Consider the following 1,032-nt stretch of genomic DNA (forward strand, 5'->3'; position numbering starts at 1 on the left):
CTTGAATGCAGCAAAAGCTATAGCTGCGGTTTTTAATGCACCGCTCCATTCATAGCAAGTCTCGATAAAGGTTTTGATGACATTGCCAGCCCCGATGATTGCGTCTGAAACACGCTGGGCCCACACCGTCAGTGACCCATCCGCGGCCATTGACCGCACGATTGAATATAATTGGTGGATAATTCCGCTAGCAGCCTGCCCAGCTGATACAACAATAGTGGACATGGCTGACGCCCATTTAGATACCGCGCCATCTGGACCCGCAGACCTGTCAAATTCGGCATTGACACCGGCGAGCTCTGATTTGAGCCAGGCCAATGCGCCGTTTGAGGCAACCAAGCGATAAAACTTTTCCAGATTGTCTTTGGCATTGGAGATCAGGCCAGATAGCAAACCCATATTTTCAGCTGCAGCACCGGCCGATTGCTTGCCGATCTCTTCCATCAACGCCTTGATGGTGTCACGGCCCAGTTCCCCAGCTGACGATAGCTTTTCCAGTTCGGCGGTGTTCTTGCCTGTGACCTTCTCCAGCATTTCCCAGACCGGCACGCCGCGCTCGATCATCTGCAGGATCTCTTCGCCCTGCAGCTTCTGCTTAGCCCAAGCTTGGCCGAGAGCCAGGCTGATACCCTGCGCCTCTTCAAACCCGCCACCCAACTTGTAGGTCTGGTCAACAATGGCCTGCAGCGAGCCATCCATCGGATCGAGCCCAAACGCTTTGAGCCGCACAAAGAGCTGTGTGACTTCGTCAAGTTGTAACGGCGTTTCTGTGGCGAACTTATTGATCCAGGCAGTGGCTTCTTTACCGCCACTGATAGAGCCCATGACGGCTTTGAGCTGCACAGACAACCGTTCAGCCTGGTCGCCACTTGAGAACAGGGCCTTAAGGCCTGACCACAGTCGATCAATAGCAATGTAGGTGGCACCCAACGCCAAGATGCGAGTTGTCACACCACCGATTGACGACCCGAACGATGCTGCCGCGACCGTACTGCCCGTCAGTTCTCTGGCTAGCTTCTCGGTGCGGGAGGC

General features: G+C 54.8%; 1 protein-coding gene. It reads right to left on the reverse strand.

Going from position 1 to position 1,032, the window contains the following annotated elements; genetic code table 11:
- On the reverse strand, positions 1–936 hold a 936-nt coding region (locus ACYVG7_RS10220; RefSeq protein WP_460883015.1), incomplete at its 3' end, for a tape measure protein.
- Between the last annotated feature and the right edge of the window lie 96 nt (positions 937–1,032).

The organism is Pseudaeromonas pectinilytica, from assembly GCF_054780855.1.